The organism is Noviherbaspirillum pedocola (assembly GCF_016632335.1).
Taxonomy (GTDB): domain Bacteria; phylum Pseudomonadota; class Gammaproteobacteria; order Burkholderiales; family Burkholderiaceae_D; genus Noviherbaspirillum_A; species Noviherbaspirillum_A pedocola.
Genome location: NZ_JAEPBG010000008.1, coordinates 135,201 through 158,629, shown reverse-complemented (window position 1 = coordinate 158,629; position 23,429 = coordinate 135,201). Strand labels below are relative to the sequence as shown.

Sequence of the window (23,429 nt, the reverse complement as noted above, 5' to 3'; positions counted from 1 at the left end):
TTGTCCGCGCCCACATCGCGAGGCAAGAAAACGGCAGCCTCGCTGCCACGCCGGCCCACAGCACCCGTAGCCCAAATGCCGCTTCTCCGACGCGGCGCCGATTCATCAACAAAAGACCAATATCGAGGTAGACACATGAGTAGAGTCCTTGGGATGCTCGGCATCTCCGCATCCGCCGTTCTGCTGGCCGCCTGCGGCGGCGGTGGGAATGGAGACAACGCATCGGCCACCCCGGCTTCCGGCACTTCAACCGCGGCAGGCAGCGCGCCGATTGCCTACTATCTGCCCGCCAAGGGCGAGCCGGCCGCCTATGTCGACACCCGGCTCCAGATCAACTTTGATGCACCGCCGGTGTTGGGCAGCATTGGCACCATCAAGGTCTACAAGGCAGCGGACAACAGCGTGGTCGATACCATCGACATCAGCAGCGCGGTCGTAAGCGCCGGTGGCGAGACTCAGAGCGTGATGCCTTATACGAACACCGAGATCGACCAGATCGGCAAGAACGTCGCCAATTTGACGCAATGGCGTTATGTGTACTACCAGCCGGTGACGATCGCGGGCAACACTGCCACCATCAAGCTGCACGACGGCGCGCTGTCGTACGACACCGATTACTACGTGACCATGGATCCCGGCGTGCTGTCAGGAAGGGTAAATGGCGCGGGCTTCAATGCCATCACCGGCGCGAAGACATGGGCTTTCCATACGAAGAAGGCGCCGGCTTCGACGACTTCGGTCACCGTGGATGACGATGGCGCCGCCGACTTCCGCAGCGTGCAGGGCGCGCTGAACTGGATCATGGCCAACGGCTGCAATACCACCTGCGCGAATGCGGCGGATGCGAAGACCGTCACGATCCGCAATGGCAGCTACAACGAGATGCTGTTCCTGCGCAACGTGAACAACCTGAGCATCGTCGGCGAGAGCCGTTCCGGGGTGGTCGTGTACTACGACAACTATGAGTCCTACAACCCCAGCACCGGCGGCAGCAAGACCGCGGTGCAGACGACGCTGACCAATGAGCAGGGCGCCACCCGGCGCTCGCTCGGCGGCGGCCGGGCGGTGCTGCTGGTGGAAAACGCCGACCTGCTCAAGCTCAGCAACTTCACGCTGCAGAACACGCACGTGAAGCAGACCATCTTCAACAATCAGGCCGAGACCATCTACTTCAACAGCGCCACGCTCAATGGCAGCCGCTTCGTCGCCACAACCATGAATTTCCTCAGCGCGCAGGACACCATCCAGACCAAGGGTTGGGCCTGGTATTACCAGTCCTATATCGCCGGCGACGTCGACTTCATCTGGGGTTCGCCTTTCGCCGCGCTATTTGAAGAGAGTGAACTGCATACCGTGTTCGATCCGACCGGTGCCGCGTCGGGCGTCTATTCGGGCGGCTATCTGTTCCAGGCGCGCGCGGCTTATGGTTATCCCGGCTTTGTGGTGCTCAACAGTGCGTTGACCGCGGATGCCAATGTGCCGCCCGGCAGCGCCTATCTCGGCCGCTCCGGCGGGCTGACGGTTGCCAACGGCTATTGCAACACGCTGTACACGAGCGGAAGCTTCGGCAATGCCAACCTCGGTTGCGACAACATCGCCTATATCGGCAACCGCATCGGGCCGCATATCGCCAGCGTCGGCTGGTTCACTCAGCCGGCGAACTCGCCCGTTCCCGACCCCGCAACGCCGACCGCGAGTGCCGGCTGGCGTGAAAGCGGCAGCATGAATGCCAATGGCGGCGCTGCTGACATTGGGGCGCGCAGTGCTTATTCGAACGTCAGTGCTGACCTTTCCGCGTTCAGCACCCGCGCCAAGGTCTTCGCCGGCTGGAACAGCGGCGCTGGATGGGTGCCATCGCCCTGAAGCGCCCGGGCATGCACCCGGAGCGCCCGGCCCGGCCGGGCGTTTTCATGGGCGCTGCGACCTTTTAGGCCGCGGTCTCGATTGCCCGGATGTTCTGGTTGGCGCGGAATAAATTCTCCGGGTCATAGCGCTGTTTCAACGAGAGCAGCCGCTCGTAATTGCCGCCATAGGCTTCGCGAATGCGGCTGGCTTCATCGGCGGTGAGGAAGTTCACATACACGCCGCCCGCGGCGAAGGGCATGGAGTTCTTATAGAAGCCGCGCGCCCAGTCGATGCAGCGCTCGTCTTCCCGTGCCTCGGACCAGCGCGCATGCACGTTCAATGCCCACTGCGCATCGCGGTGCGGGTACGCCGTGGCATCCCTATTCTGTCGCGATGCCTGGCCGCCAAGCAGACCCAGAAAGATCTCGCATTGCGACCCCGGCAGCGCGCCGACATAGTCGATGAGCACATCGAGCGCCGCATCGGGCAGCGTGTTGAAGTTGTGGGACTTCCAGTAATTGCGCGCGCCCGGCGTCAGGAGCGGATCAAAGGCCTGTTGCCATTGTTCGTAAGACATCTTGCCGAGGTGCTCGCCGATGGGTTCGCCAAAGCTGCGCGCGGTGGCGAAGGTCGCTTCGCCCATCGCATCACCACCGGTGCAGAAGGCGGCGATCACTACGACCTCCCTGCCATGCATGGCCGCCGGAAGAAAGGGCAGCGGCGGCGCCTGGCGCAGCACTACCCACAGGCTTTGTTCATCCGACAGCGCAGCGATGCTGTCGCGATAGCGGCGCAGCGTTTCCTTCGCCGCGTCGAACGGATACACCACCAGCCCGGCATGAATTTCCGGGCCGACCGGATGCAGCGCATATTCGAATTCGGTAACGACACCAAAATTGCCACCGCCGCCGCGCAGCGCCCAGAACAGATCGGACTCATTTTCGCTGCTGGCGCGTACCCGTTCGCCGCTGGCAAGAATCACATCGGCCGACACCAGGTTGTCCACCGTCAGCCCGTATTTGCGGCTCAACCAGCCGAAGCCGCCGCCCAGGGTCAGTCCGGCCACGCCGGTGGTCGAATTGATGCCCAGAGGCGTGGCCATACCGAAGGCTTGCGCTTCATGGTCGAAGTCGGCCAGGGTCGCGCCGCCATCCACGCGCGCGCGACGGGCAATCGGATCGACATGCACGGCGCGCAGCTGCGACAGATCAACCACCAGCCCATCGTCGCAAAGCGCGCTGCCGGCGATATTGTGGCCGCCGCCGCGCACCGAGAGCGGCATGCCGCGCTGGCGCGCGAAGGCAATCGCGCGCATCACATCGGCCGCGCCGCTGCAGCGCGCGATTGCCGCGGGGTGCCGCTCGATCATCGCGTTCCATATGGTTCTTGCGTCGCTGTATCCGGGATCCTGCGGCCGCAACAGCGGGCCGCGCAGGCGCGGCTGCAATTGTTCCAGCGCCTCGGCAACGGTGTCGGACATGATTGGCTCCTCCAGATGTATCGAATGCTTAGAGCTTCAATATCGTCAAGGATGGGTGCCTTCGCTTGATGCGCATCAGGAAGGGAAGAGTCAAACGGCGTAGGTGCCTGTGCTCAAGCGCCTGCCCAGTCGGCCACTATCCTGGCCGCTGCGGCAATGACATCCTCGCGCGGCTTGGCCTTGGCATGCCTGCGCGTGGTGTAGATGGCGAGGATGAGCGGCGCGCGCTGCGGCGGCCATATCACCGCGACATCGTTGGCGGTGCCGAAGTCGCCGGTGCCGGTCTTGTCGCCGATGGTCCATTCAGCGGGCATGCCGGCGCGTATGCGCGCGGCGCCGGTGGTATTGCCGCGCAGCCAGGCGCATAGCCTTTCCCGATGCGCTGGCGAGAGTGCATCGCCGAGCGCCAGCCGCTGCAGGCTGCGTGCCATGGCCATCGGCGTGGTGGTGTCGCGCGCGTCGCCCGGCAATGCGGTGTTGAGCTCGGTCTGGATGCGGTCCAGGCGAAAGGCATCGTCGCCGATCGAGCGGGCAAAGGCGGTCAATGAGGCTGGCCCGCCCAGGCGAGCGATCAGCAGGTTGGCCGCGGTGGTATCGCTGTAGGCTATGGTGGCAGCGCACAGCTCCCCAATCGACATCCCTTCGGCAGCGCGCCTTGCCGTGATAGGTGAGTAGCCGTGCAGAGTGTGCCCGGCATAGTCGAGTCGTTGGTCCAGCAGGCCTGGCTGCCGTGCATCGCGCGCGAGCATCGCCGCAGCGATCATCAACTTGCAGGTGCTGCAGAAAGCGAATCGCTCGCCTGCGCGCCAGCTCAATTCAGCGCCGCTGCCAATATCGATCGCATGCACACCGAGCCGGCCGTCGAGTGCGGATTCAAGTGCTGCCAGCTGCGCCCGATATGCGGCAGAGCCGGACAAGGCGGCGATCGCATCGCTGCAGGGGAGAAGCGGTAGGGAGCTGGCGGCGATCAACAACCTGCGACGATGGGCATTGTGTGGCATGGAAAGTGTTCTCAATCGGTCCTGAAAGGTGAAGACCTGCTTAGTATCCATCCTTCACGAGGCGTTCCGACAAGCGCTTCACGTTGATCGCTCTTACAGTTGGGCATCCACATCGTCTGCACAACATCCTTGGCAAAGCAAGCATCCGCAAAAATTTGCAACTATCAAACAGTGGATGCCATCGCCACAGCATTATCTCCAGCATCTACAGGTGTGTTACCCCGGTCTAGAAGAGCCTTGCCGAGGAGAAGGGAGGGATATCGACTCGAGAACAGGCTTGACCTCCATCCTTTCCTTCCGGGTCGCAAGCGGCAACATGCCCGGTTCACGCACTGGCAATAGGAAGTCCGGGCGACCGAATTCGCGCCTGGAACAGCCGCGGCTGCCGAAACGCCACCCAGGGTAGTACGTGGAATTCGCCGCATGCATCGCCGCATCGGGCAGAATGCTGGTTCCTGTCATGCAAGGGACCAGCGCTATGTATCTACCCGCCCACTTCGAAGAAACCGAGCTCGCCGCGATGCATGCGCTCATGCGCGCCCATCCCCTTGGCACGCTGGTGCTCCACGGCAGCGCCGGCCTCGTCGCCGATCATCTGCCCTTTCTGCTGGATACCGAGGGCGGCGGTCCCGGCATCCTGCTGGCGCATGTCGCACGCGCCAATGCGCTGTGGCGCGATGCGCTGGCGGGGCAGGGTGGGGCAATGGTGCTGTTCCAGGGTCCATCGGCCTATGTGTCGCCGAACTTCTATCCTTCCAAGGCGGAAACGCACCGCGTCGTGCCCACTTACAACTACAGCGCGGTACATGCCTGGGGCCGCATTACGGTGCGTGACGATGCGCGCTGGCTGCGCGGCCTGCTGGCGCGGCTCACGCGCCGCTTCGAAGCGGATGGACAGGCACAGACGTTGCAGCCATGGCGCATCGGCGACGCGCCGGCCGATTTCATCGAGGCGCAGCTGCAGAAGATCGTCGGCATCGAAATCGCCATCGAACGCATGGAAGGCAAGGTGAAGATGAGCCAGAACCGCAGCGATACCGACCGCCGTGGCGTCATCGAGGGCTTGCGCCGCCGTGCGCAGGGCGAGGATGGGCTGGTAGCGGAGGAGGTCGAGCGCAGGCTGCAGGAGGACTGCTGAGGGACCGCTGGGCCGGATTGCGCATCTTCAGGCTGGCTCGGAAAATCGCGCCGGTGTGACGTTCGGCATGGTGTATGCTCGTCTGCCCTTGCGTTTTTGCAATTCGGCAAGCCGTGCCACTTCCAACAGCGCATCGATGACGTCAAACCAGTCTGCTTCTCCCGTTCCCGACCACGATGGACATCCGCAAGCAGAAGAGCGCTTCCGTACCCTGTTTGAGCAGGCGCCGTTCAGCGTGCAACTCCTGGCGCCGGACGGACGCACCCTCGCCGTCAATCGCGCCTGGGAGCGGCTGTGGAGCGACGAGCAGCATGCGACGCAGCTCAAGGCACAAGTTCTGGACGGCCGCTTCAGCCTGCTCGCCGATCCGCAGCTCGAAGCCAAGGGCATCACGGCCTGGCTGCGGCGCGCCTTCGCCGGCGAATCGGTGACGCTGCCCGCCATCTGTTACGACCCGGTCGAGAACGGCTTGTCAGGCAGGGCGCGCTGGGTCAAGGCCTGGGCGCATCCGATCTGGGACGATGCCGGCCAGGTGCGCGAAGTGATGCTGGTGCATGAGGACATCACCGAGCAGGTGCAGGCTGAAAAGGCGTTGCGCGACAGCGAGCGGCGCTTCAAGCAACTGGCCAATACGATTCCCCAGCTCGCCTGGATCGCTGATGCCTCCGGCGACATCCACTGGTACAACGAGCGCTGGTATGACTACACCGGCACCACGCCGGAACAGATGCTGGGTTCGGGCTGGCAGGCAGTCCACGATCCCGCAGTGCTGCCGGCGGTGCTGGCGCAATGGCGCGATGTGCTTGCCCGCGGCGAACCGGCGCAAATGCGCTTTCCGCTGCGCGGCCGGGATGGCAGCTTTCGGCCCTTCTACACCGTGTTGGCGCCGCTCAAGGATGACGCCGGCAAGGTATTGCAATGGTTCGGCACCAATACCGATATCTCGACGCTGGAGCAGGCGCAGACCGCGTTGCAGCGGGCCGAAGCCTGGCTGCAGCAGGGTTTGCTGGCCGGGCGCATGGCGGTATGGGAATGGGACCTGAAGAGCGGCGACGTCAAATTTTCCGCCGACGCCGACAGCGTGTTCGGCTATGCGTCGGCCACGATCGAACAGATACGGCAGCGGGTGCATCCGGACGACCTCGTCCGGCTGGAGCAGGCGGTCGAGCAGGCGCTGGCCACGCGCGGCGAATTTCATGAAACCTCGCGCCGGATACGTGAGGACGGCAGCGTGATCTGGATCGAGCAGCGCGGCAAGCTACTCATCGATGCGCAGGGCGAGCCGATAGCGATCCATGGAGTGAACGTCGATGTCACCGATCGGGTGCGGGCCGAGAGCGAGCTCAAGGAGGCGAACCGGCGCAAGGATGAGTTCCTGGCGATGCTGGCGCATGAATTGCGCAATCCGCTGGCGCCGATCTCCGCTGCGGCCGAGCTGCTGCGCCTGTGGCCGGGCGATGAGGCGCGGGTGCGCCATGCGAGCGACATCATTTCGCGCCAGGTTCGCCACATGACCGAGCTGGTCGACGATTTGCTCGATGTGTCGCGCGTGACCCGTGGACTGATTCATCTGGAGCGCCTGGCGCTGGATCTGAAATCCGTGGTGTCCGATGCGATCGAGCAGGCGCGCCCGTTGATCGAGGCGCGCAGGCACCGGCTGCTGCTGGCCGTCGATGCCGCGCCGACGCCGGTGCTGGGCGATCGCACGCGGTTGATTCAGGTGGTCGTGAATGTGCTGGCCAATGCTGCCAAGTACACGCCTGCCGGCGGTGAAATCGCGCTTGCGGTCGAAGTGCGCGCCGACGAAGCGAACATCATCGTCAGTGACAACGGCTGCGGCATCGGCGCCGATCTGCTGCCGCTTCTCTTCGAATTGTTCACGCAGGCCAAACGTACACCGGACCGATCTCAGGGCGGGCTTGGCATAGGCCTGGCGTTGGTCAGAAGCCTGGTGCAGCTGCACGGCGGCCGGGTCAGCGCGCATAGCGAGGGCAGGAACCGTGGCAGCCGCTTCACGGTTACGCTGCCGCTGTGCCGCGATCTGGCGCTGCCGCGCCGGGAAGAAGCTTCTCTCTTCCCGGTGTCGCCGAAGCGCATCTTGCTCGTCGACGACAATGCCGACGCTGCGCAGCTGCTCGGCGCGCTGCTCGAAACCGATGGGCACCGGGTGACGATCTGCGACAGCGCCGCCGACGCACTCAACGCACTCAACGCGCTCAACATACTCGATGCATCACCGGCCGATGCGCCGCAGGTGTGCATTCTTGATATTGGCTTGCCGGACATGAGCGGCCATGAGTTGGCGCGCCGGCTGCGAGCGCAGCCGGGCATGGAAGCCGCGCTGTTCATCGCGCTGACCGGTTACGGTCAACCCGCCGACCGGCAGAAATCCGAATCGGCGGGCTTCAATCATCATCTGGTCAAACCGGCGAATCTGCGTGAGCTCGCGGCGATACTGGCAAGCATGGATTGAGCCGCGGCAATCGCATCCAGCACACGGCTTTCCCCGGTGCTGTTCATTTCTTGCCCGCGATCCAAGAGTGGGCCGCGCTTTCCCGATACAGTGCCTGGCTATGGCTTGCACGCCGTCCGCCGTGCTTTCTCTTTTGCATGCATGGAGAACCCGATGAAGCACTTGCTGCGCCTGTCGTCCTACCTGTATGCGGTTCTTACCATGGCTTTCGTTGCGGCCGCGGTCGTGCTTGTCATCATTGCCGTGCATACCGGTTGGCAGAGCGTCGCGCAGGAGGGCTGGACCAGCAATGGCGCGCTTGGCGTGATCGAAGCGGTGGGACTTGTGACGGCTGCCGTGGCTGCGCTGCAGATTGCGCAAACCATCGGCGAGGAAGAAGTGGTGCGCGATGCCCATCTTGGCGCGCCAACCCGCGCGCGGCGCTATGTCACGCGTTTCATGGTGGTGATCGTGACGGCGATGGCGATCGAAGCCCTGGTGGCAGTGTTCAAGGCGATACACGAGGACCTGGCGCTGTTGCCGGCAGTGTCCTCGATCCTGATCGCAGTGGCATTCGTGCTGGCCGGCTGGGGCGTTTTCATCCGCTTCAACCGCGATGCGGAAGAGCTCGAGCCGGAATCGATGCGCGAGGCCAAGCAGGAAGACGAAAAGTTCGACTGAGCCGCGCAGGAGCCTTGCAGGCACCTCGCAGGTGGCTGACAGCGGCAGCCCGGCTGCCGCATCGGGTCGCCAATCAGCCCTTGGGCGTGGCGACGGCGCGCGACTTCTTCGGCCGGCCCAGCTTCAGTGGCGTCAGCGCATTGATCTCGCGGCGCAGGCTTTCGATGTCCATCGCTTTCAGCATGGCCACGCCCACGCGCAGCAGCTGGCTTTTCTTCGCTTCGAAGCCGGCCTTCAGGCACGCGCTCTTGAGCTCGGCCAGCAGCGCATATTCGGACTCGGGCATGGTGAAGCTATCGCGGACCAGCTTGGCCTTTTTCGGTTTCTGTTTGGAAGTCGCTGCGGCGGAGGCCTTGGCAGGCTTTGCCGCCGGAGTGCCTGACACCTTTGCCGGCTTGGCGGCTTCGCCAACCTTGGCGGTGGAACCGGCGTCGGGCTTCGCAGCGTCTGCAGACGCGGATACTGTCTGCGCTGCCTTCGGCGCACTGGTTTTTCGGGAGGGCTTCACGGCTGGCGGTGTCGACGATGCTGCAGGCGCGGTAACGGTCGTTTGGCTTGCAAGCCCATCCGGCGCGGACTGAGCTGCCGCGGGCTTCACCGCCGCGGTTTTCGTGGCTCTGGCATTCATGGCGTTATCCCTTAATGGTATAAACGATTTACCTCATTTTCATGCGCGATGCGAGCATGCACCGCTGTGGGGGTTTGCGCAAGGGGGAAGTTCAAGGATCTGCGCTTCCGAAGTCATGCCGGACACACCGGGCGCAAGGTGTCCATCCTGACATGCAGCGCAAGGAACGCGACGGGTTTCAAACCTTGTGCTTCCTGGCGGCATCGATTTTCTTCGCCGTGCGTCGCCCACGTTTCTGCCGCATCGCGAGGATCATGTCGTGCAGCTGCTGCGCCGCTGGCGCCAGCCGCCGGGCGCGCAGACGGATCAGCCCGATCGTGCGCGTGACCGCCGGCTCCACCAGCGGCACGCTCGCCAGCAGCGGATGATCGCCCGGCGGCATCGCCAGCCGCGGCACCGCGGCCACGCCCAGGCCTGCTTCGACCAGGCTGACCACGGACAGCACATGACGCACTTCGCAGAACCAGCGCGGCGGCGCTGCCGCGCCCGCGAGCGCCTGTTCCAGGATGGCGCGGTTGCCGCTGGCCCGTGTCACCGTCAGGTAGTCATGATCGTTCAGCTCGGCCCAGGTCACCTTTCTGCGCCGCGCCAGCGCGTGATCCTTGCGGCAGGCCAGCACGAAGGGCTCGTTCAGGACTGGTTCGAAATCGATGTCCGGCTCCTGGGTGCCGATGTAGTTCAGGCCGAAATCGGCTTCGCCGCCAGCAACCGCGGCCAGCACGCTGCTTGCGCCCTCATCGATGATGCGCACCACGATTCCCGGATAGGCCGCGTGATATTCACGCAGCACCTGCGGCAGGAAATAGCGCACCGCTGATGGCACGCAGGCGATGGTCACTTCGCCGCGCATCTTTTCCGCCACCGCGCGGATGTTCATCATCGACAGCTCCAGTCCATCGAGCAGCTCGCGCGCGCGGCGCAGGAATTCGCGGCCCTCCGCGGTCAATGCGACCCGGCGCGTGGTGCGTTCGAAGAGGCGCGCCCCGAGCGCGGTTTCGAGCCGGTCGATGCGGCGCGACAGCGCCGACTGCGACAGATGCTGCTCCGCGGCCGCCGCGCTGAAGCTGCCATGGTCGGCCACGGCGATGAAAGCGCGCAGGTCGGCGAGATCGAAATTGATGCGTGACATGCATGAATCTCCGTGAATTTTGCATTTCACATGCTAGCAGGGATGCTGCATCATCCCGGTCCCGGAGCCCGACGCGGCTTCACATCAACCCGCATACAAGACCTATACCGAGGAGAGAATTCATGAACGATCCGAAGCGACGCAACTTCCTGAAAGCCAGCGCAGCGGGTGCGCTGGCAGCCGCCGCGCCCGCGCTGCCCGGAGTGGCCAGCGCCGCGACCGATGACAAGCCCGCCGCCAATGTCCCGGCCAAGGCCCCGGGCAAGGTCACGCAGACGCTGGCGCGCTACATCGTCAATGCCCGCTATGAAGACTTGCCGGCGAATGTGCGCAAGGAAGGCACCCGCACGCTGCTGAACTGGGTCGGCGTGGCCGTCGGCGGATCGCGCCATGAAACCGTGGACCGCGCGGTAGCGGCACTGGCGCCGTTTTCCGGCCCGCAGCAGGCCGGCCTGTTCGGCCGCAAGGAGCGCTTCGACATCATGAACGCCGCCTTCCTCAACGGCGTGGCCAGCCACATCTTCGACTTCGACGACACCCATCTGAAGACCATCATCCATCCGGCCGGTCCGGTGGCATCTGCCATCCTGGCGCTGTCGGAATACCGGCCGGTGTCGGGCAAGGAGTTCCTGAATGCGCTGGTGCTGGGCGTGGAGACCGAGTGCCGCATCGGCAATGCGGTGTATCCGAATCACTATGACGTGGGCTGGCACATCACCGGCACCGCGGGCGTGTTCGGCTCGGCCGCGGCGGCCGGCAAGCTGCTTGGGCTTTCCGAACAGCAGATGGTGTGGGCGCTGGGCCTGGCGGCATCGCAGCCGGTGGGCCTGCGCGAATCCTTCGGCTCGATGAACAAGAGCTTCAACCCGGGCCGCGCTGCCTCCAACGGCTTGTTCGCCGCGATCCTGGCATCGAAGGATTACACCAGCTCGGACGGCATGATCGAAGCCAAGCGCGGCTGGGCCAACACCATCAGCACCAAGCAGGATTACCGCGAAATCACCGAAGGCCTGGGCCAGCGCTATGAAGCGGCGCTGAACACCTACAAGCCTTTCGCCTGCGGCATCGTGATCCACCCGGCCATCGATGCCGCGATCCAGTTGCGCAATGCCGAGCATCTGAAGGCCGATCAGATCGAGCGCATCGACCTGAAGGTGCATCCGCTGGTGCTCGAGCTGACCGGCAAGAAGACGCCGCAGCAGGGCCTGGAAGGCAAGTTCAGCGTGTATCACTCGGTGGCGGTGGCGATCATCGAAGGCGCGGCCGGCGAAAAGCAGTACAGCGACCGCGCGGTGCGCGATCCGCAGGTGATTGCGTTGCGCGATCGGGTCAATGCCGTCGTCGATCCGGCAATCAGGCCGGAGCAGGTCGACATGACGATTACGCTCAAGGATGGCCGCAAGCTGCACAAGTTCATCGAGCATGCGGTCGGCAGCCTCGAAGTGCCGATGACGGATGCGCAGCTCGAGGCCAAGTTCCGCGATCTGGCCCAGGGCGTGCTGCCGGATGCGCAGGTGCGCCGCCTGATGGATGCCTGCTGGCAGGTTGAATCGCTGAACTCGGCGGCGCAGATCGTGAAGGCCGGTACGCTGCAGGCCTGATTCTTCCGACTCGAGGCTGTTGCTCAGCCCGCGCCGCTTTCCAGCAGGGCGATGATTTCCCGCGTCGTCCCGGTTTCGCCCAGGCGCGGGAAGATGCGCGTGACGCTGTGCTCATGCGCTTGTGGGCTGCGGTCCGTCATCGCGTCGATGGCGAGGGCGACGTTGAGGCCGAGTTCGCTGGCAAAGCGCGCGGTCGATTCCACGCCGATGCTGGTGGCAATGCCGGCCAGCACGATCTGGGTGATGTTCAGTTTTCTCAGCGTCGCTTCCAGTCCGGTGCCGGTGAACGCCCCCCAGGTGTGCTTGGTGACGGTGATGTCCGACGGCTGGCGACCGAGCTCGGGCACCAGTTCGGTCCATCCGGCGGGCAGGTTGTCGAGACGGAAGGTTTGCTCGGCACGGCCGGGGGCGCCGCCGGCGACATTGACCAGCACCACCGGCAAGCCCTTCGCACGGAAGGCGGCAGCCAGTTCAGCGGCACGGGCCACGATGTCCGTGACCGCATGCGCGGCCGGGTTGGCGACGATGCCCTGCTGCAAATCAATGACGACCAGCGCGGATCGCGGATCGATTGCGGTAATGCTCATGAGGCTCACTCCTGCTTGTGCCCTGAGGCTGTGATGCACCCTCAAAAGGGTCTATCACAGCCGCTATTGAAGGCGGGCGCCAAGTCTGAGCGTTCCGGGCGCTTTCTTCAACGGCTACGCGCAAGCTCGGCCGCATTCTTGGCCGCGTTCCCCTGTGCGCCGATGGCGCCATCGTTGGCCAGCCAGAGTTCGAAGCGGTGGTGCGTGGCGCGGTCCTCGTATCCCGGCACCAGGTTGACCCGGCGCACGGTGATCCCGGCTTCCCGCAGCGCCTGCTGCATCTTCAGCGCGTCGTCACGCTCGGCGGGAAAGAAATAGCGCAAATCCGACACGCTCGGTCCACGGTCGGCCTGGCTCACCGCAATGATTTCTACGCCCTGGCGCGCGAGCTGCTGCGCGATCGGGCGCACCCGGTCGCGGTCGCCGCTGTTGCTGGCGACGATGTAGAGCGCGGTCCTTGCCGGTTTCGCCGGGTCTGCCGCGCTCGCCGCGGTCGTGCCGGCCGGCTGCGCGGAGGCGCTGGCCGCGGCGGGAATGGCAGCCGCCTTGGTCGGGGCAGCCGGGGCGGCTGGTGCGACGGCCGGCGTGGTGGCTGCCACGGTGGCTGGCGTCGCATGGCCGGCGGTGGTTGCCACTTGCGCCAGTGGCGGACTTTCGGCTTGCTGTGCCGGTTGCGCGCCGGTGGCGCCGCCCTGCGGCGCGCGGTTCAGCAGGATCGCGGCAACCGCCACGGCAGCGATGCCGGCGATGGCGAGATAGCCGGTGCGCATCGTGCGTTTGCGTTGCAGCGTGGCCGGCGGCGCGGTATGCGCAGACGGCACCGGCATTGCCTTGGTCGCCGGCTCGTAGGCGGGGGTCTGTTCGACCTGCGGCACGAGCGCCGGACTCAGCACGGTATTGTCCGCATGCACTGCGTCGGCAGGCATCGCGTCCTGTGGCAGCTCAGGCGGCGCATCGTATTCGGCAACGGCCGCCATCGTTGGAAGCTCGGCATGCGCGAGCGCTGGCTCGGCTGGTGTTGTCTCGGTGGCTGCGCCGGCCGTTTCCGGATGCAGCGCAGGCAAGGCTTCGCCGTGCGCGGCATCAAGTGCAGCGGCCGTGTGCTGCGCAGGCGGCTCGGTCGTGCTTTCGTCATGCCAGAAATTGCCGGCGCCGTATTCCTCGGCCGCCTGGCGCATGTGCGGCATGTCGGCCTGTTGCGCCGTGCGCGCTTCGATTTCCTGCTCGGCCGAAGCCGCCGCGGGCGCTTCGGCGGCGCGCTCGTTCAGACGCTCCAGCAGCGAGCCGAAGGAACGCTTGCGTGGGCTTGCGCCTGCAGGCGTCGGTGCCGGTTGTTCGAGGCTTGCCGCTGGCGGCGGCAGGCGCAGGCTTGCCTCGGCGATGCCGGGAATCTGCGTCGCATAGCGCTGCAGCAGCGGCGCCGCGCTTTCGTCAACGAGCAGCAGGAAATGGATATCGGCCCGCGCATCGGCGGCAAGCTGGCACAAGGTGCGCCCATCCGCTTGCGCGCGCGCATCGTCGGCGGGCAAGCCAAGGTGTCGCTCGAAGCGGTCGAGAATGACCAGCAGCGGGCACGACGAGCGCGAAGGCGGCGAATTCGCGTCGCCGGCCGGCCGCTGCGCGGCATGCAGCGCAGCGGCCAGATCCGGGCCAAGGCTGCCCTCCCAGTCGTCGAACAGCAGCGCCGTTTCCCCGGGAACAGCAGACAGCCGGGCCACCGCCAGCAGCTGTTCGCCGGGATAGGGAGCGCTCTTGCAGACCACCGTCACACGCGACAGCCGCGCCAGGGCAAGAATGCCGGCCAGATATTCGCCGCTGGCGTTTTGCAGTGCGAGCTCGGCCTGCGCCGGGTTTTCGGAATCGTCTCGTTGGGTCATGGATGGCGGGCGAGAACCGTATGTGGATCGGGGGCAATATGTTTCACGACTGGCAATAATACTGTCGAGTATCGTGGTTTGGGAAATTTCCGGATTGTTGCATCACAAAGCCCGGCGCTCGTTGCGGCCGCACGGAATCTGCCATTACCGTGAAATGCCATGCTGATTCTTGCGCAGCGCAGACCAGTAAGGTGATTCATGCCACGCGATGTCGAATTAAGGCCGAGTTCGCGAAAGGGGCGGTACGCACACACACGGCTTCCAACAATGATTAATCCTGTGTGGCTAACAGTAATTCGCTGGAATGCGGTAAAGTGCGCGCTCGGAATTAAAGCGGCTGCGCTTATACTTTGCATCTCGCTGCGAATCATTAAGCCGCTTAACGCCGTGTCGGTGGCAGCAAACTCTCCACCGCTGCGGTTTACTCACTAATCCTTATATCAATCATGCGCACAGACATGAAACTGCCGGCGCCGCCCGCCGCGATCAAATGGACGGACGAAGAATGGGGCCGGATTGCCGACAAGCTGCATGGCGATAAAGGCGACGCGCTGCTGCACTCCATGGATCTGGAAGAAATCAAGGCAAGAGATGTGTTCGAGGCGCAGCAGGTGCTGCCGTCGGAACGCCATCGCAAGCTGATCTCGATCGCTCAGGGTTTCCAGGGCATACGCAGCAGGCTGCACGGCATTTTTCGCAAGATGCAGGCAGACGGCATATCGATCGATAGACCCGCCACCATGCCCGAGGGCGCGAACCCGCCCGGTGAGGCGAACCCGCCCTTTGATAGCGCCGCGCAGCAGGTACTGGCGCTGCAAACGTCCGAAGACGCGAAGCAAGCGCCGCTGGTGCAGTCCGTGTCGCAAGGCAGCGCAGAGCCGTCGGGTTCCGAAGCACTGGTAGAGCCGCCTGCTTTCGCGGCTATTGCAGAGGACAGCGTTCCCGAGGCCGCCGCGCCACCGTCCGCGCCGTCTGCTCGGCTGGCCGCCAGCGCCGAGCCGGCCGTCGCGCAAACCGAGCCGGTCGAAGACGCCGCGCCACACGCCGCGCAGGCAGCTTCCGCTGCCGAGCCGCGCGAAGCCGCCGACACGACGCCAGCGAAACATGACTTCATCGAAATGGCACGTCCCTTCGTGGCAATGGTGTGCGAAGAATTGGCCAGGGCGCTGACGAAAGCCCTGTCCGAGCAGCCGGGCATGGCGCTGCTGTCCAGCCTGAAGGCCGATGCGCCAAGGCCGGCGCAGCGCATGCGCGAGCAGAATCCCCGGCCGCGACCGCAAGGGGAGACGCGGCCGCAAGCGGAGACGCGGGCGCCTGCACCTGCGCCTGCGCCCGCGCCGCGCGCGCCTGTAGCAGCGGAACACTTCGAGGAAGATCCGGCGCATCCGACCGAAGTGCAACCGCTGTTCGATCCGAAGCTGCCGCCATCGGCGAACAGCGACTTCAAGCCGACCATCGGCCTGGTCGCGACCCGTGCGCATGAATATGAGGATCTGCACATGCTGTATCCGCAGTTGCAGCTATCCATCGTGCAGGCGGATGCGATACGCGGTCCGGACGCCTTCCGCAATTGCCAGCGCATTATCGGCCTGCGCGACGAAGTGCCGCCGGCTGTCGACGACATGCTGCGCCGCAGCTTGCGCCACCGCTATGTGCGTCTGAACGGCGGGGCGGCCCGCGTCCGGGAACAGCTCAATTCCTGGCTCGACAAACCAGGATCGATCAATTCCACGCCGCGCCAGCAGCCGCGCAACAACGATAAACGCCAGGGTGTGGGCGGCGGCAAGAAGCGGCACAAATGGCCGCCGCGCGCCGATCGCTGAGGGTAATGCCCGCGTCGGGGTGGCGCGTCTTATCCGGCGCGCCTTATTGCAACATCAGGTTGCCGCGGCAACGCGATGGATCGGCCTTGAGCAGGGCCTTGCGGAAAAAGCTGCTGTGGTGTGCGGTCGATGTATCGAGCAATTCTTTGCCGGTCAGCGCCGCATCGCCACAGAGTTGTTCGATCGCGCCATTGAGCATCCATTCGCCGAAGCGCTGCAGTTCGATGGAGCTCAGGTCGCCGCAGTCGAGCAGGTTCAGCACCTGTGACCAGCCAAGGGTTTCCGGCAGGCGCCCGGCGCCGGCGTCGCCAGCCTCGCCATCTGCGCTCGGGGCCTCGACAGGTTCCAGCAGGCTGCGTATGCCCGCCAGGCGCACGATATCCTCGGTGACGAAGCGGATTTCCACACCGACCGCAACCCGCAACGCTTTCCGCCGGTAGCGGATCTTCAGGATGCGTCCGGCATCGCCGGGGATTTGCTCCATATTGTTGTTCATCTTGGTCCTGGTTTGCATTGCGCTTTGAGCGACGGAAGTGGTTGTTCAGGTTAACGGCGCAGCTGAAGGGAATTTCAGGGCTGCGGTAAAAAATTTTTCCGCATTGCAACTATTTCAAGAGGTGTCGCGGACTGTGGCATGGCGCCGCCTTACCGGGTTATCATTCCGCGCTTCAGCATCCGGATACCGGACACCAATATCGCATACCAATATTTCAGGCCATCATGCCAAAGACGTTACGATGAGCTCTGCCACACCGTTTCCGATTCGCAAGGAATGTCCGCCCGGTGCCTGTACCTGCGGGCGCGACGAGCTGCTCGAGGATCCCACGGCCGACTTGCGTATTCTGCGCCTGACGCGTGACGAGGAAAAGCGCCTGATCGAGCGCATCGAAGTCATTGCCAGCCATGAGGAGCTGATGCGGATCTGCCAACGCATGCATGAGCAGATCGGCCTGGTGCTGAGCATTGCGCCCGGCGCTGAAGAAGTGCGCACGGTGCGCGGGCTGGCGATCACTGTGGAAGATCGGCCCGGGCTATGCCGCAAGCTGCGGCAATCGATTCCGGCGGCAGTGCGGCGCTGCCTCGAGGCGCGTCCGGAAATCGTCTACGCCATCCTGGATGCGCACGACCTGTTTGGCATGGGCTGATGCCGCCCGGCGTATCGCCGTCGGTTCAGCGCGTCCGGTGCACCGCGCTGCCTGTAGTTTCGGTGCATTCACCCGGATAGAACGGTTGATAACTGCGCAAGGCTTCGCAGCGGTTGCGGTCGGCTCTGGCCTGTGCGCTGGGGTCGGCGCCGCCCATCGAAGAGCAGGCGGCGCACAGCAGGCTGATGACGATCGGTACGGTCCATTTCATGATGTTCCCCTTCGCTTGCGCATAGGGTGGCAATGCGCCGCGCAAGGTTTTTACCGCGCGGCGTCCTTCCCTCTTCGACAGCGAACGCGCGATTCGTTCGCACGCGGCAGTGCCATAACCGGGCGAGCACCGGTGCACGGTGCGCTCGCCCTGCTGTCACCCATAACTCACAGTGAGAAGCTTTCATGCCGACATCCCCATCCCGTCCGCCTTACCGTATCGGCCTTGCCGCCAACCGCGCTCACCAGGACGCCGCCGACTCGGCGCTGGTGCAGCTGCTCAGCATGGCGCGCAAGGCGATTGATTTCCTGCAGCCGGAGTTCGTCGTGGTCGGTCGTACGCTGGATGCGATGCGCAGCCACCTTCTGCTTGAAGACTATGCGGACATCGAGCGCTTTCCCTATGGTCGCGAGGGCGGGCTGATGATGCTGGTGTCGCGGGTGGTGGACCCGGATCCGGCCCGCTCGCTCGACGCGGTGATTTACCTGATGGACCCGGTCGATCCTTCGTCAACCTTCCCGGAAGCACTGGCCTTGAAACGCCAGTGTGTCATTCATGGCAAGCCCTTCCTGTCGACCCTGGCCGGCGCGCGGGAGTGGTTCGAATTCGAAGCCATTGCCGCCGGCGCGGCGCCGGATGCATCGCTCGATGGGAGTTTCAGACTGGAAGGAGAGGCGATCGCGCTGATCGCACACGATGCGATGAAGGCAAGCATGCTGCAGTTGGCGGAGCGCCATTTTGCACTGCTCGACCGTTTCGGCATGCGCTGCGCCACCGGCACCACCGGCGGACTGTTGAATGGGTTGGCGCAGCGGATCAAAGGAGAAGAAGCCGGTCGTGACTGGGTGCGGCCATTTCGCAGCGGCCCGCTCGGCGGAGATGCACAGATCGCCGAGCTGATCCTTCGCCGCCAGTGCCGCCGCGTGCTGTTTTTGGAAGATCCGCACGTGGCGCGGCAGCACGAGGCGGATATTCAGTTGCTCGAGCGCGCCGCGCGCACTGTGGGCGATTACGCGTCCTGCAGCAGCGATGTGAAAAGCGTAGACCGCTGGCTCAGTTTGATGGCGCGGCGCGCATTGCCGAGCGTGGACTGAACTTTCGGAATCAATGCCCCTTCTGCGGCTTGTCGCGTCCCGTTTCCTTGCGTAGCTCGTCGATGCGCTCGGAGGCTTCGGCCTTGGTCAGGTCTTCCTCGGATTCCAGGTGCGCTTCTTCGGACAGAGTCTTCAGGTAGGACTTTTGTGCGCCGGTCATTGGCTCGTCGCCAGTAGTCCAGTCCTTCGGATCCTTGATCGTGTTATCGCCAGTTGCGGGTTTCTGTTCCTGTTTGCTCATGATGGCTCCGTGATCGATGGATAAGACGCCAGGCAGCGAGGCCCGACATGCAATTGCATAACTGTATATGCGTACAGTATCTGATGGCTGTGATAGCTGATGGTTCCGCAAACGCCGCGTCTGTTTCGTTTTTTCGAAAACTATTCGTTTCGCAAATCGAAATTGCATCCACTTTTCCAATTTGAAACACGAAGCCGTAATTCAGGATATGTTGCGAAAATTCAATGAATCACAGAAATGAATGTTGTAATTGGTAACAGTTAGAGTTGATATCGATCATTAAAAGCAAATTCCCGGGTGAAAACTACAAACAGTTTTTCTATATGAACTTCTTTTCAGCATGGTCTCGCCTACACTTGTGCCCCACGATTATTACTGATGAGTTTATTTAGGATTACTCATGCAAAAAGGAAAAACGCTTTTTCAAACCGGTGCAATTGGCGCAGCCCTGGTTTGCGCAATTGCAGCAGGAAATGCCCATGCGGGGCAATCGCAGCAATTTAGTGCCACCATCAATACGACCGAGCAATTGGTTATGGGTAACCCGTTATGCCCGGGTCAGGCTGCAGGTGTAGGCGCGGGCACCGGTACTTCAAATGTTTTCGCAAAAAGCCCGAATGGCGCCCCTGTCCCGGTCGGCATGGCTTCGACGGATTGCGTGCAAACCGACGGCGCTCAGCCCCCCCTGACACTAACCTTCCAGAACGGCTATTTCATTCTGACTGGTCCCGGCGGCGATTCCATCATGGCGAAGTACACCGGTTATCTGAATCTCGATCCTGCGAATTCAGTCGTATTGCCGGTTTATAAATTCAATGGATCAACGCAATTTATTATTACTGGCGGCACAGGTCGTTTCGCCCGTGCCTCGGGAGTCGGCACCATTTCTGGCTCGGAAACTGTCAATTTTCTCAACGGGACCTCGCAGGGGATGTTGAATGCGGTCGGTACGATCAATTACTGATTCCGCTTTCGCCTCAAATAATGCCGGCTGCCACGCCGGCATTTTCTTTTTGCGTGCATGGATGAGCAAAGAAAGAAAAGCTTCGGTTTTCCAGCGTTCCGGTCCTTTCCCTGCATTGCATACGAGAATGCAACAATTTCCCGGATCATTGACAGTAGCCTTTAATGCTCGTGCCGATGATGAATATCCGGGACATGCGCATGGCTATGCGTCATCACCTCGTGCCGGTGCGGGTGCGCATGCGGTTCCTGTCCATCCCATGGGAAATCATGCTCGTGCCGATGGTGCTCGTCATGCGTATGCGGGTGCGCATGAAGCATTGATTCATGGGTATGCGGATGCGCATGCTTCTCGGTCAGGTGCAGCCAGATTCCGGCTCCCATCAAGGCGCCGGCGATCCAGAACCCGGGCCCGGGGGCCTCATGGAGTAACACCAGCGAAATCGCAGCGCCAACGAAGGGCGCGATGGAAAAATAGGCGCCGGTCCTTGCCGTCCCCAGATTGCGCAAAGCCAGTACGAAAAACACCAGGCTAAGACCATAGCCGCAAAATCCGACGATGCCGGCGACGGCGACATTGCCGGCGGCGGGCAGCGCCATGCCCAAACTCCACCCGATAGTCAGGTTCACGGCGCCGGCAACCAGGCCCTTGATGCCGGCGATTTGCACTGCATCGCTGGCCGATATGTTGCGGGTCAGATTGTTGTCGATCGCCCAGCACAGGCAGGCGCCGACGATCGCGATCGCGCCCCAGGGCGCGCCGAATTCCGGTCTTCCTTCCCACGCAAGGACTGCGCCGCCGAGCACGATGAAAACCATACCCAGCAGAATCCGGCGGTCGAAGTTTTCCCTGAATACGAACCACGCCAGCAGCGAGGTCAGCACGCCTTCCATGTTCAGCAGAAGCGAGGCCGCCGAGCCGGGCAGGCGTGTCAGGCCGAGCATCAGCAACACCGGGCCCGCGATACCGCCGAAAAGGATGGCTCCGGCCAGCCACGGCAAATCTTTCCGTGTGAGCCGTGAACCGTCGGCATTTCCCAAGCTGGCGGTGATGGTGCGCGACGCAAACCAGACCAGCAATCCCAGGCCGCTACCCAGGTAAAGCAGTCCTGCCAGCACGACCGGCGCCACTTGGCCGACCAGCAGCTTGGCAAAGGGAGTGCTCGCGCCGAAGCTGACGGCGGCGAAAAATGCATACAAAACGCCGGTGTGCATGACTGTCGTTTCCTTCCCTACCTGTTTGTTCCACTACCCACCTTGGACGTGCGTCCCGAGTCAGCATAGGGTGAAGACCGTAGATGCGTATTGCGCGAAGCGCCGCAAACGTCCCGGTTCCTCGTTACAAAGAAATTTGTAAATATCGCTGCATAGTGTAGATTCCTCTACATGAACGAATTCGAGCAGCGCTGGTTACTCCTGATTGCCAGCATCCCGACAGCAGGCGCTACGGCCAGAATGCGGCTTTGGCGCACGATCAAGGGCATGGGTTGCGTGCCCCTGCGCGACGGCGCTTACCTGCTTCCCGAGCGGGATCATCATGCAGCGGCAATGGAGGAACTGGCCGCCCAGACGAATCGGGAAGGCGGTCAGGCATGGCTGCTGGAAGTCGCAGCGCGCTCCAGGGAAGACGAAGCGGCTTTCGTGGCTTCCTTTGACCGCTCCGCCGACTATGCTGCATTTACCGGCCGCCTGGACGAAGCGCGGAAAGCGCTTTCCCTCCGGGATCCGGGCGAGGCAGGCAGGGCCTTGAAGCGCCTGCGCAAGGACTGGGATACGCTGCGGCGCCTGGATTTTTTCCCCAATGCGGCTTCGCTGAGCGCGCAGACCGCCTGGGCGGACTACGAAGATGCAGCCAATGCGCTGCTCTCGCCGGGCGAGCCGCACGCCGCGCAGCGCGCCATTGCGCGGCTGTCCGCAGCAAATTACCAGGGCCGCACCTGGGCCACGCGCCGCCATCTGTGGGTCGACCGGGTCGCCAGCGCCTGGCTGATACGCCGTTTCATCGACCCCAACGCGCGTTTCCTCTGGCTCGACACGCCCGCCGACTGCCCGCAGGAGGCGCTGGGATTCGATTTCGACGGCGCGGCCTTTACCCACATCGGCGACAAGGTGAGCTTCGAAGTGCTGCTGGCAAGCTTCGGACTCGAGGAAGATCCGGGCCTGGCGCATCTGGGCGCGCTGGTGCATGCGCTGGACGTCGGCGGCAGCGCAAACTCTGAGGCAGCCGGCTTCGAAGCCATTCTGTCGGGCGCAAGGTCGCGGCTTCCCGACGACGATGCGCTGCTCAAGGAAATGGGTGCGGTGCTGGATTCGCTGCATATGCATTACGGTAAAAAGGACTCCTGATGAGCGAGACCACGGCAGGGCCGCGATACACCTTGTGGCAAATGGTCCGGTACATGCTGCGCCTCGGAACGCTGGGTTTCGGCGGACCGGTGGCTCTTGTCGGCTACATGCAGCGTGACTTGGTCGAAGAACGCGAATGGATCAGCCAGGAAGACTACAAGGAAGGCTTGGCGCTGGCGCAGATAGCGCCAGGCCCCTTGGCAGCGCAGCTCGGCATCTACATGGGTTATGTCCATTACCGCGTGCTCGGCGCCACGCTGGCTGGCATTGCCTTCGTACTTCCTTCCTTCCTGATGGTGCTCGCGCTGGGCTGGGCTTATGTGCGCTTCAACGGTTTGCCGTGGATGCAGGCGGTGTTCTATGGCGTTGGCGCCGCAGTCATCGGCATCATCGCGATGAGTGCGAAGAAGCTCACGCAGAAAAGCATAGGCAGCGACAGGCTGCTCTGGGCGATCTACCTGCTGCTGGTCGTAGTGACCGTGATCACCGAGTCCGAGCTTGCCTGGATGTTCATTGCGTCCGGCATTCTGGTGTGGCTGCTGCGCGCGCCGCCGAAGTGGCTCGCCCGTGGCAGCGTCCAGGCCGCGGCGCTGACCCAGGCGCCGATGGCGGGCAGCCTGATCGGGGCGATGGACGTTTCCCTGCTTGCACAGATCGGCATCTTCTTCGCGAAGGCGGGAGCCTTCGTCTTCGGCTCAGGCCTGGCCATCGTGCCGTTCCTGTACGGCGGCGTCGTCGCCGACAATCACTGGCTCAACGACAGGCAGTTCGTGGATGCCGTTGCCGTGGCGATGATCACGCCCGGACCGGTGGTCATCACGGTCGGCTTCATCGGCTATCTGATTGCAGGGCTGCCCGGCGCCTGCGTCGCCGCGCTGGCGACCTTCATTCCCTGCTATCTGTTCACTGTCATTCCCGCGCCGTACTTCAAGAAGTACGGACGTCTGCCCGGCGTGCTTGCCTTCGTCGACGGCATCACGGCGGCCGCCATCGGCGCCATTACAGGGTCGGTCATCGTGCTGGCCAGGAGGTCCATTATCGATATTCCCACTGCCTTGCTTGCCCTTGTCACGGTCGTGTTGCTGTGGCGTTTCAAAAAGCTGCAGGAGCCGGCCATCATCGTCGCGGCAGCGCTCGCAGGACTCGTCCTGTACCCGCTGCTGCGCGCCTGACTGGAAGGAGTATTG

The 23,429-nt window shown here is 63.5% G+C and carries 21 protein-coding genes; 11 read left to right on the top strand and 10 right to left on the bottom strand.

The window, feature by feature from the left end; genetic code table 11:
* The first annotated feature begins 135 nt into the window (after positions 1–135).
* Entirely contained in the window at positions 136–1,863 is a 1,728-nt protein-coding gene (locus JJB74_RS18660) for a PemB family protein (protein WP_200594291.1), read from the top strand.
* 64 nt (positions 1,864–1,927) lie between these two features.
* On the opposite strand, the gene JJB74_RS18655 is transcribed toward JJB74_RS18660, so the two are convergent.
* Together JJB74_RS18655 and bla are read right to left on the bottom strand one after the other, a co-directional pair.
* Positions 1,928–3,325 carry an FAD-binding oxidoreductase gene (locus JJB74_RS18655; RefSeq protein WP_200594289.1) on the bottom strand — a complete coding sequence of 466 codons (1,398 nt, stop codon included), beginning with the start codon at positions 3,323–3,325 and terminating at the stop codon, positions 1,928–1,930.
* Between the two features lie 113 nt (positions 3,326–3,438).
* Positions 3,439–4,326: a class A beta-lactamase gene (bla, locus tag JJB74_RS18650; protein ID WP_200594287.1), complete on the bottom strand. Its 888-nt coding sequence runs from the start codon at positions 4,324–4,326 to the stop codon at positions 3,439–3,441.
* A gap of 478 nt (positions 4,327–4,804) precedes the next feature.
* Between bla and JJB74_RS18645 the strand changes: the two genes are divergently transcribed.
* The 3 genes from JJB74_RS18645 (at position 4,805) to JJB74_RS18635 (ending at position 8,597) form a co-directional block, all read left to right on the top strand.
* Positions 4,805–5,464, top strand: coding sequence for an FMN-binding negative transcriptional regulator (locus JJB74_RS18645; protein ID WP_200594285.1), 660 nt, complete (start codon positions 4,805–4,807; stop codon positions 5,462–5,464).
* Positions 5,465–5,600: 136 nt separating this feature from the next.
* On the top strand, positions 5,601–7,937 hold the full coding sequence (locus tag JJB74_RS18640) for a hybrid sensor histidine kinase/response regulator (protein ID WP_200594283.1): 2,337 nt from the start codon (positions 5,601–5,603) through the stop codon (positions 7,935–7,937).
* Positions 7,938–8,090: 153 nt separating this feature from the next.
* The gene (locus JJB74_RS18635) at positions 8,091–8,597 is read left to right on the top strand and encodes a hypothetical protein (protein WP_200594281.1); all 507 of its coding nucleotides are present in this window, start codon (positions 8,091–8,093) and stop codon (positions 8,595–8,597) included.
* Between the two features lie 73 nt (positions 8,598–8,670).
* On the opposite strand, the gene JJB74_RS18630 is transcribed toward JJB74_RS18635, so the two are convergent.
* A complete protein-coding gene (locus JJB74_RS18630) occupies positions 8,671–9,225 on the bottom strand; it encodes a hypothetical protein (protein WP_200594279.1) in 555 nt (184 codons plus the stop codon).
* A gap of 178 nt (positions 9,226–9,403) precedes the next feature.
* On the bottom strand, positions 9,404–10,354 hold the full coding sequence (locus JJB74_RS18625) for a LysR family transcriptional regulator (protein ID WP_200594277.1): 951 nt from the start codon (positions 10,352–10,354) through the stop codon (positions 9,404–9,406).
* Between the two features lie 122 nt (positions 10,355–10,476).
* Between JJB74_RS18625 and JJB74_RS18620 the strand changes: the two genes are divergently transcribed.
* Positions 10,477–11,955 (top strand): MmgE/PrpD family protein, encoded by a 1,479-nt coding sequence (locus JJB74_RS18620; protein WP_200594275.1) that lies wholly within the window; start codon positions 10,477–10,479, stop codon positions 11,953–11,955.
* Between the two features lie 23 nt (positions 11,956–11,978).
* Here JJB74_RS18620 and JJB74_RS18615 read toward each other — a convergent pair whose 3' ends face one another.
* On the bottom strand, positions 11,979–12,542 hold the full coding sequence (locus JJB74_RS18615) for an isochorismatase family protein (RefSeq protein ID WP_200594273.1): 564 nt from the start codon (positions 12,540–12,542) through the stop codon (positions 11,979–11,981).
* Between the two features lie 107 nt (positions 12,543–12,649).
* Complete coding sequence (locus JJB74_RS18610) at positions 12,650–14,419, bottom strand: hypothetical protein (RefSeq protein WP_200594271.1); 1,770 nt, start codon at positions 14,417–14,419, stop codon at positions 12,650–12,652.
* A 458-nt stretch (positions 14,420–14,877) separates the two neighbouring features.
* On the opposite strand from JJB74_RS18610, the gene JJB74_RS18605 reads away from it, so the two are divergent.
* Positions 14,878–16,242, top strand: coding sequence for a hypothetical protein (locus tag JJB74_RS18605; RefSeq protein WP_200594269.1), 1,365 nt, complete (start codon positions 14,878–14,880; stop codon positions 16,240–16,242).
* Positions 16,243–16,285: 43 nt separating this feature from the next.
* Here the strand turns inward: JJB74_RS18605 and JJB74_RS18600 are convergent, their stop codons facing one another.
* On the bottom strand, positions 16,286–16,738 hold the full coding sequence (locus JJB74_RS18600; protein WP_200594267.1) for a hypothetical protein: 453 nt from the start codon (positions 16,736–16,738) through the stop codon (positions 16,286–16,288).
* A 241-nt stretch (positions 16,739–16,979) separates the two neighbouring features.
* Between JJB74_RS18600 and JJB74_RS18595 the strand changes: the two genes are divergently transcribed.
* Positions 16,980–17,387, top strand: coding sequence for a hypothetical protein (locus tag JJB74_RS18595; RefSeq protein ID WP_200594265.1), 408 nt, complete (start codon positions 16,980–16,982; stop codon positions 17,385–17,387).
* Positions 17,388–17,412: 25 nt separating this feature from the next.
* Here the strand turns inward: JJB74_RS18595 and JJB74_RS18590 are convergent, their stop codons facing one another.
* Complete coding sequence (locus tag JJB74_RS18590; RefSeq protein ID WP_200594263.1) at positions 17,413–17,598, bottom strand: hypothetical protein; 186 nt, start codon at positions 17,596–17,598, stop codon at positions 17,413–17,415.
* A 185-nt stretch (positions 17,599–17,783) separates the two neighbouring features.
* Here JJB74_RS18590 and JJB74_RS18585 point away from each other — a divergent pair, with 185 nt between their 5' ends.
* Positions 17,784–18,692: a methylglyoxal synthase gene (locus JJB74_RS18585; RefSeq protein WP_200594261.1), complete on the top strand. Its 909-nt coding sequence runs from the start codon at positions 17,784–17,786 to the stop codon at positions 18,690–18,692.
* A gap of 10 nt (positions 18,693–18,702) precedes the next feature.
* Here JJB74_RS18585 and JJB74_RS18580 read toward each other — a convergent pair whose 3' ends face one another.
* Entirely contained in the window at positions 18,703–18,933 is a 231-nt protein-coding gene (locus JJB74_RS18580; protein ID WP_200594259.1) for a DUF3072 domain-containing protein, read from the bottom strand.
* Between the two features lie 400 nt (positions 18,934–19,333).
* Between JJB74_RS18580 and JJB74_RS18575 the strand changes: the two genes are divergently transcribed.
* Positions 19,334–19,897: a hypothetical protein gene (locus tag JJB74_RS18575; protein WP_200594257.1), complete on the top strand. Its 564-nt coding sequence runs from the start codon at positions 19,334–19,336 to the stop codon at positions 19,895–19,897.
* 161 nt (positions 19,898–20,058) lie between these two features.
* Here the strand turns inward: JJB74_RS18575 and JJB74_RS18570 are convergent, their stop codons facing one another.
* Positions 20,059–21,111 carry a DMT family transporter gene (locus JJB74_RS18570; protein ID WP_200594255.1) on the bottom strand — a complete coding sequence of 351 codons (1,053 nt, stop codon included), beginning with the start codon at positions 21,109–21,111 and terminating at the stop codon, positions 20,059–20,061.
* A 171-nt stretch (positions 21,112–21,282) separates the two neighbouring features.
* On the opposite strand from JJB74_RS18570, the gene JJB74_RS18565 reads away from it, so the two are divergent.
* Positions 21,283–22,242, top strand: coding sequence for a chromate resistance protein ChrB domain-containing protein (locus JJB74_RS18565; protein ID WP_234484283.1), 960 nt, complete (start codon positions 21,283–21,285; stop codon positions 22,240–22,242).
* The gene (locus tag JJB74_RS18560; RefSeq protein WP_200594253.1) at positions 22,242–23,414 is read left to right on the top strand and encodes a chromate transporter; all 1,173 of its coding nucleotides are present in this window, start codon (positions 22,242–22,244) and stop codon (positions 23,412–23,414) included. Before JJB74_RS18565 ends, JJB74_RS18560 begins: the two co-directional genes overlap by 1 nt.
* Positions 23,415–23,429: the final 15 nt, after the last annotated feature.

Coding starts and splice junctions, on each gene's coding strand:
- JJB74_RS18660 (WP_200594291.1), top strand. CDS start 136: ATGAGTAGAGTCCTTGGGATGCTCGGCATCTCCGCATCCGCCGTTCTG.
- JJB74_RS18655 (WP_200594289.1), bottom strand. CDS start 3,325: ATGTCCGACACCGTTGCCGAGGCGCTGGAACAATTGCAGCCGCGCCTG.
- bla (WP_200594287.1), bottom strand. CDS start 4,326: ATGCCACACAATGCCCATCGTCGCAGGTTGTTGATCGCCGCCAGCTCC.
- JJB74_RS18645 (WP_200594285.1), top strand. CDS start 4,805: ATGTATCTACCCGCCCACTTCGAAGAAACCGAGCTCGCCGCGATGCAT.
- JJB74_RS18640 (WP_200594283.1), top strand. CDS start 5,601: ATGACGTCAAACCAGTCTGCTTCTCCCGTTCCCGACCACGATGGACAT.
- JJB74_RS18635 (WP_200594281.1), top strand. CDS start 8,091: ATGAAGCACTTGCTGCGCCTGTCGTCCTACCTGTATGCGGTTCTTACC.
- JJB74_RS18630 (WP_200594279.1), bottom strand. CDS start 9,225: ATGAATGCCAGAGCCACGAAAACCGCGGCGGTGAAGCCCGCGGCAGCT.
- JJB74_RS18625 (WP_200594277.1), bottom strand. CDS start 10,354: ATGTCACGCATCAATTTCGATCTCGCCGACCTGCGCGCTTTCATCGCC.
- JJB74_RS18620 (WP_200594275.1), top strand. CDS start 10,477: ATGAACGATCCGAAGCGACGCAACTTCCTGAAAGCCAGCGCAGCGGGT.
- JJB74_RS18615 (WP_200594273.1), bottom strand. CDS start 12,542: ATGAGCATTACCGCAATCGATCCGCGATCCGCGCTGGTCGTCATTGAT.
- JJB74_RS18610 (WP_200594271.1), bottom strand. CDS start 14,419: ATGACCCAACGAGACGATTCCGAAAACCCGGCGCAGGCCGAGCTCGCA.
- JJB74_RS18605 (WP_200594269.1), top strand. CDS start 14,878: ATGAAACTGCCGGCGCCGCCCGCCGCGATCAAATGGACGGACGAAGAA.
- JJB74_RS18600 (WP_200594267.1), bottom strand. CDS start 16,738: ATGAACAACAATATGGAGCAAATCCCCGGCGATGCCGGACGCATCCTG.
- JJB74_RS18595 (WP_200594265.1), top strand. CDS start 16,980: ATGAGCTCTGCCACACCGTTTCCGATTCGCAAGGAATGTCCGCCCGGT.
- JJB74_RS18590 (WP_200594263.1), bottom strand. CDS start 17,598: ATGAAATGGACCGTACCGATCGTCATCAGCCTGCTGTGCGCCGCCTGC.
- JJB74_RS18585 (WP_200594261.1), top strand. CDS start 17,784: ATGCCGACATCCCCATCCCGTCCGCCTTACCGTATCGGCCTTGCCGCC.
- JJB74_RS18580 (WP_200594259.1), bottom strand. CDS start 18,933: ATGAGCAAACAGGAACAGAAACCCGCAACTGGCGATAACACGATCAAG.
- JJB74_RS18575 (WP_200594257.1), top strand. CDS start 19,334: ATGCAAAAAGGAAAAACGCTTTTTCAAACCGGTGCAATTGGCGCAGCC.
- JJB74_RS18570 (WP_200594255.1), bottom strand. CDS start 21,111: ATGCACACCGGCGTTTTGTATGCATTTTTCGCCGCCGTCAGCTTCGGC.
- JJB74_RS18565 (WP_234484283.1), top strand. CDS start 21,283: ATGAACGAATTCGAGCAGCGCTGGTTACTCCTGATTGCCAGCATCCCG.
- JJB74_RS18560 (WP_200594253.1), top strand. CDS start 22,242: ATGAGCGAGACCACGGCAGGGCCGCGATACACCTTGTGGCAAATGGTC.